This window comes from Streptomyces aureus, from assembly GCF_001418135.1.
Taxonomy (GTDB): Bacteria; Actinomycetota; Actinomycetes; order Streptomycetales; family Streptomycetaceae; genus Streptomyces; species Streptomyces aureus_A.
In genome coordinates this window covers 1-1,103 of the sequence record NZ_LIPQ01000576.1, presented here as the reverse complement: position 1 = coordinate 1,103, position 1,103 = coordinate 1, and the positions used below count along the sequence as shown (strand labels likewise).

The window sequence follows — 1,103 nt, the reverse complement described above, 5'->3', positions numbered from 1 at the left end:
CCGCGACCCCCTGACCGCCCTCCCAAGGAACCCCATGTCCAGGGCTCGTCCCAGCGTGTCCGTCGTCATCCCCAACTACAACTACGAGAAGACCCTCCACGCCTGTCTGACCTCGGTCTTCGCCCAGACCCACGCCCCGCTCGACGTCATCGTCGTCGACGACGCGAGCACCGACAGGTCGCGGGACATCGCCCGGCAGTTCGACGTCGTCCTGATCGCCAACCCCCACAACAGCGGGGTGTCCGCCGCCCGGAACCTCGGGGCCGCCGCCGCCCGCGGCGAGATCCTCTTCTTCCTCGACTCGGACACGGCCCTCCACCCCGAGGCCCTCGCGAACGCCGCCGACCTGCTCCGGGACGACCCCGCTCTCGGCTGTGTCCACGGGGTGCTCGACCCCGAACCGCTCTTCGACGACGGGCCCGTGGAGCGCTACCACGCCCTGCACGCCCACTTCTGGCGCCGCCGCGCCGTCGGCGAGGTCCGCACCGCGTTCTTCGCCCTCGGCGCGATCCGCAAGGACGTCTTCGAGGCCACCGGGCCCTTCGACGAGAACCTCCGGGACTCGGAGGACGTCGAGTACAGCGGCCGGCTCGTCCGCACCCACCGGATCGTGATGACGGAGGCGATCCGGGGCAGGCACGACGACGTCGACCGCCTCGGGGCGATGCTCCGGGAGCAGTACCGGCGTTCACAGCTGCTCATCGCGGCGCTCGGGCAGCTGAGGGAGGGCGGCCTCACCGCCAACCGGCCGCTCGGCGTCCTGGCCGCCGCGCTCACCCTCCCCACCCTGCTGCTCGGCCTGCTCACCCCGTGGCTCCTGCTCGTCCCCGCCCTGTGCGCGCTGGTCTTCACCTGCGCCGATCCGGGCCTGAGCCGGTTCGCGCTGCGGACCCGCGGTGCCGGCTTCCTCCTCTACTTCACCGCCGTCCACTTCGTGCTGCACCAGGCGATCGTGCTCGGCGCGGCGCGGGGCACCGTCCGCTGGCTCACCGAGCCGGACTTCGGGCCCAGCGTGCGGGGTCGCGGGAAGGCCCGCCCGGCGGACCGCCCGGAAGCCACCGCGTCCACCACCGCCCCTGCCACCGCTTCGGCTACCGCCGCTT

1 protein-coding gene is annotated in these 1,103 nt (G+C 73.0%); it reads left to right on the top strand.

Features of this window, described 5'->3' with window-relative positions; genetic code table 11:
- Positions 1-34: 34 nt before the first annotated feature.
- A partial coding sequence (locus tag AOK00_RS34330) for a glycosyltransferase family 2 protein (RefSeq protein WP_055604049.1) occupies positions 35-1,103 on the top strand: 1,069 nt, incomplete at its 3' end.